Here is a 6,665-nt window from a genome sequence, read left to right on the forward strand (position 1 = left end):
GCCTACAGCGCGAATAGCGAGTAGGCCCGGCAAGCGTAGCGCCGCCGGGCAAGGAGCAAGGAGCAAACCATTAATACGCCGCCACCTCACGTGCCATCTCCCGGCTGTACTGCTGGCTGGCGCTGACCAGCATCTGCGTGTAGTCGGTTTTCGCCCCGCCGCTCACCAGCTCGTCCACCGTCAGGGTTTCGAGGATCTTACCGTACTGCATCACCGCCACCTTCTGGCACAGATGGGCGATCACCCCCAGATCGTGCGTCACCATCAGATAGGTCAGCTTCGACTCCTGATGCAGCTCCGCCAGCAGATTGAGAATTTCCGCCTGCACTGACACATCCAGCGCCGAGGTGGGTTCATCCAGCAACAGTACCTGCGGTTCAAGGATCAGCGCCCTTGCAATGGCCACGCGCTGGCGCTGGCCGCCGGACAGCTGATGCGGATAGCGGTCACGGAACGCGCGGTTCAGCCCGACCTTATCCAGCAGCGAATTAATACGCCGGTCGCGATCAGGAATGCTATGGATTTGCAGCGGCTCTTCCAGAATATCGCCAATGGTGTGACGTGGATGCAGCGAACCGTAGGGATCCTGAAACACCATCTGTACCAGCCGACAGCGCTGCTGGTTAATACGGTGATCGAGCGGCTGGCCGTTAATTGCCAGCTCTCCCTGCCAGTGGGTAAACAGGCCCGCCAGGCATTTCAGTACCGTGGTTTTTCCGGATCCTGACTCCCCCACCAGGCCGTAAATCTCCCCCGGCTGCACGCTGAAATTGACGTCAAACAGCACCTGATTGCGCTTGTCGCCTTCGCCGAACTCCAGACTTAAGTTTCTGACATCGATCATAATGTGTCCTTTATTCGTGAAGCCAGCTGGCCTGGCGCTGTAACACCGGCAGCACCGGGCGGCGATGGTGAATTTCCGGCAGCGCGTTGATTAACCCCTGCGTGTAAGGGTGCTGCGCGTTATCGAGATCTTTCGCGGCGATGGATTCCACCACCCGCCCGGCGTACATCACCAGCACGCGATCGCAGAAGCTGCGCACCAGATTGATGTCGTGGCTGATAAAAATCAGCCCCAGCCCGCGGGAAGCCACCAGATCGTCCAGCAGCCCGAGCACCTGCAAACGCACCGACACGTCCAGCGCGGAGGTGGGTTCGTCGGCGATCACCAGTTCCGGATCGGTGATCAGCATCATGGCGATCATGATGCGCTGCCCCTGGCCGCCGGAGATTTCGTGGGGATAGAGGCTGTATACCCGCTCCGGCTGGCGAATACGCACCACATCCAGCATCTCCATCACTTTCACTTTCGCCTCGGCTTTGCGCCCCGGATGGTGCGTCAGCCATGCTTCGGCGATCTGATCCCCGACGCACACCACCGGGTTGAGGGAGTATTTCGGATCCTGCATGATCATCGAAATACGTTTGCCTCGCACGGTGCGCATCTGTGCTTCGCTGACGTTGCGCAAATCGATATCGCCAAAATGCATGCGTTCGGCGGTAATACGCGCTTTAGCCGGATGCAGGCGCATCAGCGCGCGCCCGACGGTGGATTTACCTGAACCGGACTCGCCGACAATCGCCAGCTTTTCCCGGCCCAGCTGGAAGGAGACGCCGCGTACCGCGTTAGTCACCGTGCGCCCGTTGACAAAATCGACGTGCAGATCGCGCACGTCAAGCAGGGGCGAATTATTCGCTGCGAGGATCGAGGATGTCACGTAGGCCATCTCCTAAGAAGTTGAACGCCAGGCTGTTGATCAAAATCGCCAGCCCCGGAATAGTCACCACCCACCAGCACTCCATCATGTAGGTACGACCGCTGGAGATCATCGCGCCCCACTCCGGCTCCGGCGGCTGTGCGCCCAGGCCGAGGAATCCCAGACCGGCGGCGGTCAGAATGATGCCCGCCATGTTCATGGTGATACGGATGATCACCGACGGCAGACACAGGGGCACCACATGACGCCACAGTACGCGCACCGGCGAGGCCCCCTGCAAACGCACCGCCGAGATAAAATCGGCCTGCCGCAGCGACAGGGTTTCGGCGCGGGCCAGACGGGCAATCGGCGGCCAGGCGGTGAGCGTAATGGCGATCACCACGTGCTCCAGCCCCGGCCCGAGGGCGGCGACAAAGGCCAGCGCCAGCACCAGGCTCGGGAAGGAGATGAAAATATCGGTCACGCGCATCAGGACCATATCCACCTTGCCGCCGAAATAACCGGCGCAGACGCCGAGCAGCAGACCCAGCGGGCCAACGGTGACGGATACCAGCAGCACGATGTACAACGTGATGCGCGAGCCATAGACCAGGCGGCTGAAAATATCGCGGCCAAACTCGTCGGTGCCGAACCAGTGCTGCGCCCCCGGCGGTTGCAGGGCGTTATTCAGATCCTGCACCAGCGGATGATACGGCGCGATCCAGGGCGCGAACGTCGCCACCACCAGCAGCAGGAAGATGATGCCGCCGCCGATGGCGGTAAGCGGATTACGCGCCATTTTGCCAATAAAGCCTCCGGTGCGGCTGAACAGGCGTTTCACACGCGCGCCCTGCTCGCTGGCTTTGCCACCGACAGGCGGATCCAGATAAACCGTCATGATTTCGTCCTCGGATCAAAGAGTTGATAAAGCATGTCGGAGAGCAGGTTGAGCATGACGAAGATCACGCCCACCACTAACACGCAGCCCATCACCGCATTCATGTCACCCAGCAACAGGCTGCTGGTGAGATAGGAGCCGAAGCCCGGCCAGGAGAAGACGGTTTCGATCAGCACCGCCCCTTCCAGCAGCGAGCCGTAGGCCAGCGCCACCACCGTCAGCAACTGCACGAGGATATTGCGAAACGCGTGGTTCCAGATCACCTGCCGCTCGGTTAAGCCTTTCACCCGCGCAGTGATGATGAACTCCTGGGAGAGCTGCGCCAGCATAAAGCTGCGGGTCATACGGCTGATGTAGGCCAGCGAGTGAAAGCCGAGCAGCGAGGCGGGCAGCACCAGATGATTAAGCGCATTCCAGAACACCTGCATATTGCCTGCCAGCAGCGCGTCTATGGTCATCAGCCCGGTGCGGCGCGGCACAATGCCGTCCAGCCCCAGGTCAATGCGACCGGCGCCGCCCACCCAGCCAAGCCAGGCGTAGAACAGCAGCAGGCCCATCATGCCGACCCAGAAAATCGGCGTCGAATAACCCGCCAGGCTGATAATACGCACCACATAATCAGAGACGCTGTTACGTCGTGCCGCCGCCAGCACGCCCAGCGGAATGCCAAGACCCGCGCCGACGATAATCGCCATGGTCGCCAGTTCAAGGGTGGCCGGGAAGACGCGGATAATGTCGTCCAGCACCGGTTTGCCGGTCAGCAGCGCGTTACCCAGATCGCCGTGCAGCAGATTGCTGAAGTAGATGCCGAACTGCGACAGCAACGATTTATCAAAGCCCAGCTGCTGATAGACCTGGTTATAGGTGCTCTGATCGGCATCCGGGCCGACAATCGCCAGCACCGGATCGATGGGCATCACCCGGCCAATAAAAAAGGTCAGCAGCAGCAGGCCGAACAGCGTGATCAGCACCTGGGTCAGGCGTTTCGAGAAGCGCCGGGCGCGGGAGCCGGGCGCTAAAATTGCCGTACTCATCCTTTATCTCCTTCGCTTTTCAACGGGGCTTTCCAGACTTCCCGCAGGTGCGTGGTGGCGGAGGGATGCGACTGGAAGTTTTTAACTTCATTACGCACCACTACTGAATCCACCATCTGGGAAATCGGCATCAGGGCGGGAATAAGCTGGTCGTAACGGGTCTGGATCGCCTGATACTCCGCCTTTTGTTTTTCCGGATCGCGCTCCAGCAGGGCGCTGTCGATCATCTCGTTCAGCGCTTTGTCATAAAAGCCGGTGCGCCAGCCCTGGAAGTTGGTCAGCCGCGCTTCGTCGCTGTTGTCCGGGTTATAAACCAGCGCGCGCAGGCTGGAGTGCGGGTGCGGCTCGACGCCGCTGCCGCCGCGCCCGACCAGCAGATCAAATTTACGCTCGCGCATCGCGCCGTAGATCTGGTTGCCGGTGCCGGTGATAATTTTGGCGTTAATGCCCGCCTGCATCAGGGTGGACTGCACAGCAATGGCGATATTAAGGAATGGCTGGTCGGCCAGCACGCGCAGGGTGGTGTCAAAGCCGTCCGGGTAGCCCGCTTCCGCCAGCAGCTTTTTCGCCCGCGCCACGTCAAGCTTATAGCCCGGATCCGGCAGCGTGGACGGCATTCCCGCCTTGATAGGGCGCTGGTGTAGCACGCCGTAGCCCGGCATCAGCGCTTTATTAATGCCCTGGTAATCCACCAGATAGCGTACCGCTTCCCGTACTTTCGGGTTAGCGAAGTGCGGCTCTTTCATGCTCATCGCCACGTAGTAGACCGTGCCCTTCTGTACCGCTTCGACGGTGAGATCGGGATCGCTACGCAGCGCGTTGATGTCTGAAACCGCCATATTATTGGCAATATCCAGATCGCCTTTGGCGATCATCAGGCGCAGGGTTTGCGACTCCTGGAAATGGCGCAGCACCACGCGGTTCATTTTCGCCGCGTCGCGCCAGTAGTCCGGGTTGCGCTTCATGCGCAGTACGTCTTTGGCCTGCCAGGTTTCCAGGGAAAACGGCCCGGAACCCGCTTCATTGGTGGTCAGCCAGCGGTTGCCCCAGTCGTTATTCACTTCGTGGCTTTGCACGGTTTTGCGATCCAGCACGCCGAGATTGCCAAGCGCACCCAGGGAGTAGATGACCAGCTGCGGATCGTTGGCTTTCGGCAGACGAATTTGCACGGTGTGGTCATCCGGCGCGCTCACCTGCTCATCAATATTTTTCTTACTGAAGCCGTAGGATTTCCATACCGACGCCTGCGCCAGATTGAGGTGCAGAAGGCGGCGCATCGACCACACCACGTCGTCGGCGGTCAGCGGGTTGCCGGAGTGAAATTTGACGTTTTTGCGCAGATGGAAGGTGAGCGTTTTACCGTCGGGGCTGATGTCCCAGGACTCCGCCAGCGCCGGTTTAACGTTGGTCAGCTGATTGGGATCCAGTTCGACCAGCGAATCATAAAGATTCACCACGATGCCCACCACCTCGTTGCCGGTCATCGCCGCCGGATCGAGGCTCAGCAGGTTATTCATATTCATGCCGATGATGAGCTGATCGGGGGGCGTTTTGGCTGTCGCCGCCCCGCTCCCCATCAGCAGCGACAGCGCCAGCAGGCACGCTCCCGCCAGTGAGGTTTTTTTCATGTATATATCGCCTGTAGGGTAAGAAGTTTTTATAGGTCAGTCATGGCTGACGGTATTGGCTTCGATATATGCAAAATTAATGTCTTCACCCAGCCCCGGGCCTTGTGGCAAATGAACAAATCCCTCTTCATCCATCGGATCGACAATGCTGTGCAGATAGGCCGCCGGGACGTCGTAATCCAGGAACGGGTGCAGCAGGCCGCGTTCATACCAGCGACAGTTTTTGATCGCCCCGACCACCGCCAGGCTGGCCGCGCCGTTGCCGTGCACTTCGCAGTCCATGCCAAAAGATTCCGCCAGGCTCGCCACTTTCATGGTCGGCCAGATACCGCCGACGCCATTGGAACCGGCGCGCAGAATGTCGCAGGCCCCCGCTTTCACCCAGTCGGCGCGGCTGTGATGTTTACCGCCAAGGCTTTCCGGCCCGACAACGGGAATGGAGAGGTTTTCTGCCAGCCAGGCGTAAGAGGCCATGCTCTCTTCTTCCATCGGCTCTTCAAACCAGGCGAAGTTGAGTTTTTCCAGTTCCTTACCGATGTACAGCGCTTCGCTGCGGCTGTACCAGTGGTAGCCGTCGATCATCAGATCGATGTCCGGGCCGACCGCTTCGCGCACCGCGGCGCAGGCTTTGACATCCATTTTCGGGTTCGGCGCAAAGGACACCGGCGGCATCCAGGTGTGCAGTTTGATGGCCTTATAGCCGCGCGCCACCAGCTTTTCCGCAAAGTCGGCGTACTCCTGCGGGGTGGAAAGACCGCCTTCCAGATCGTCGCCGCACATGGTGCTGCCGTAGGCGGGCACTTTGTCACGAAAACCGCCGAGCAGCTTGTAGACCGGCATGTTGAGTTTGCGGCCCATCAGATCCCACAGCGCCTGCTCCACAAAAGAGAGCGCGCGCTCGGTCAGCTGGTGCGCGCTGCCGCGCTGCCAGTGCGCCAGATCCTGCCAGATACGCTCCCGGTTAAAGGCGTCCTGACCGATCATCACCTTGCGGAAGAAGGTGTTCACCACAAAGGGACGCACCACTTCCGGCGGCGCGAATGAGTACCCTTTGGTGCCATCGTCTGCGGTGATGGTCAGCATCGCCATTTTCGCGAGGCTCTCCGGGCCGGGGTGCGAATGCCCGGCAGTATCGGATACCCGCCGCGTGGGATACTGAAAGACGGTGACGTTTACGGATTCAATTTTCATGACAAGTCCTTGAGGCAGAGGTGAAGTAAGCTTTTGAAAAGCTGTTTCAGTAATCAATGTATGCAGAAAAAACAGCCAGTGCCTCGGACAAATTACGTTAAGCAGAGGTTAAATGTTGTGCATGTGCACGAAGGGATGTGAGGTTTTCCACAAAAGAATGGTGAAATGTGAAGTGGATCTCCCCTCACCCTAACCCTCTCCCCAGGGAGAGGGAACG

Annotated in this window: 6 protein-coding genes; all 6 read right to left on the reverse strand. The window is 59.5% G+C overall.

What is annotated here, in order from left to right:
- Positions 1–70: 70 nt before the first annotated feature.
- The 6 genes from QRD42_RS17610 to QRD42_RS17635 are packed head-to-tail and all read right to left on the reverse strand — an operon-like array spanning position 71 to position 6,448.
- Entirely contained in the window at positions 71–844 is a 774-nt protein-coding gene (locus QRD42_RS17610) for an ABC transporter ATP-binding protein (RefSeq protein WP_321987749.1), read from the reverse strand.
- 10 nt (positions 845–854) lie between these two features.
- Entirely contained in the window at positions 855–1,718 is an 864-nt protein-coding gene (locus QRD42_RS17615) for an ABC transporter ATP-binding protein (RefSeq protein WP_072569485.1), read from the reverse strand.
- Positions 1,690–2,595: an ABC transporter permease gene (locus QRD42_RS17620; RefSeq protein WP_072569076.1), complete on the reverse strand. Its 906-nt coding sequence runs from the start codon at positions 2,593–2,595 to the stop codon at positions 1,690–1,692. Before QRD42_RS17620 ends, QRD42_RS17615 begins: the two co-directional genes overlap by 29 nt.
- The gene (locus QRD42_RS17625; RefSeq protein ID WP_318364004.1) at positions 2,592–3,629 is read right to left on the reverse strand and encodes an ABC transporter permease; all 1,038 of its coding nucleotides are present in this window, start codon (positions 3,627–3,629) and stop codon (positions 2,592–2,594) included. Before QRD42_RS17625 ends, QRD42_RS17620 begins: the two co-directional genes overlap by 4 nt.
- Positions 3,626–5,257: an ABC transporter substrate-binding protein gene (locus QRD42_RS17630; protein ID WP_321987750.1), complete on the reverse strand. Its 1,632-nt coding sequence runs from the start codon at positions 5,255–5,257 to the stop codon at positions 3,626–3,628. The genes QRD42_RS17625 and QRD42_RS17630 overlap by 4 nt, the downstream gene beginning before the upstream one ends.
- Before the next feature lie 36 nt (positions 5,258–5,293).
- Complete coding sequence (locus QRD42_RS17635) at positions 5,294–6,448, reverse strand: mandelate racemase family protein (RefSeq protein ID WP_318374749.1); 1,155 nt, start codon at positions 6,446–6,448, stop codon at positions 5,294–5,296.
- Positions 6,449–6,665: the final 217 nt, after the last annotated feature.

It is taken from the genome of Enterobacter sp. PGRG2, assembly GCF_030291195.1.
GTDB lineage: Bacteria > Pseudomonadota > Gammaproteobacteria > Enterobacterales > Enterobacteriaceae > Enterobacter_D.

Bases quoted from the DNA above. Each gene is read 5' to 3' on its own strand.
- QRD42_RS17610 (WP_321987749.1), bottom strand. From the start codon at position 844: ATGATCGATGTCAGAAACTTAAGTCTGGAGTTCGGCGAAGGCGACAAG.
- QRD42_RS17620 (WP_072569076.1), bottom strand. From the start codon at position 2,595: ATGACGGTTTATCTGGATCCGCCTGTCGGTGGCAAAGCCAGCGAGCAG.
- QRD42_RS17625 (WP_318364004.1), bottom strand. From the start codon at position 3,629: ATGAGTACGGCAATTTTAGCGCCCGGCTCCCGCGCCCGGCGCTTCTCG.
- QRD42_RS17630 (WP_321987750.1), bottom strand. From the start codon at position 5,257: ATGAAAAAAACCTCACTGGCGGGAGCGTGCCTGCTGGCGCTGTCGCTG.
- QRD42_RS17635 (WP_318374749.1), bottom strand. From the start codon at position 6,448: ATGAAAATTGAATCCGTAAACGTCACCGTCTTTCAGTATCCCACGCGG.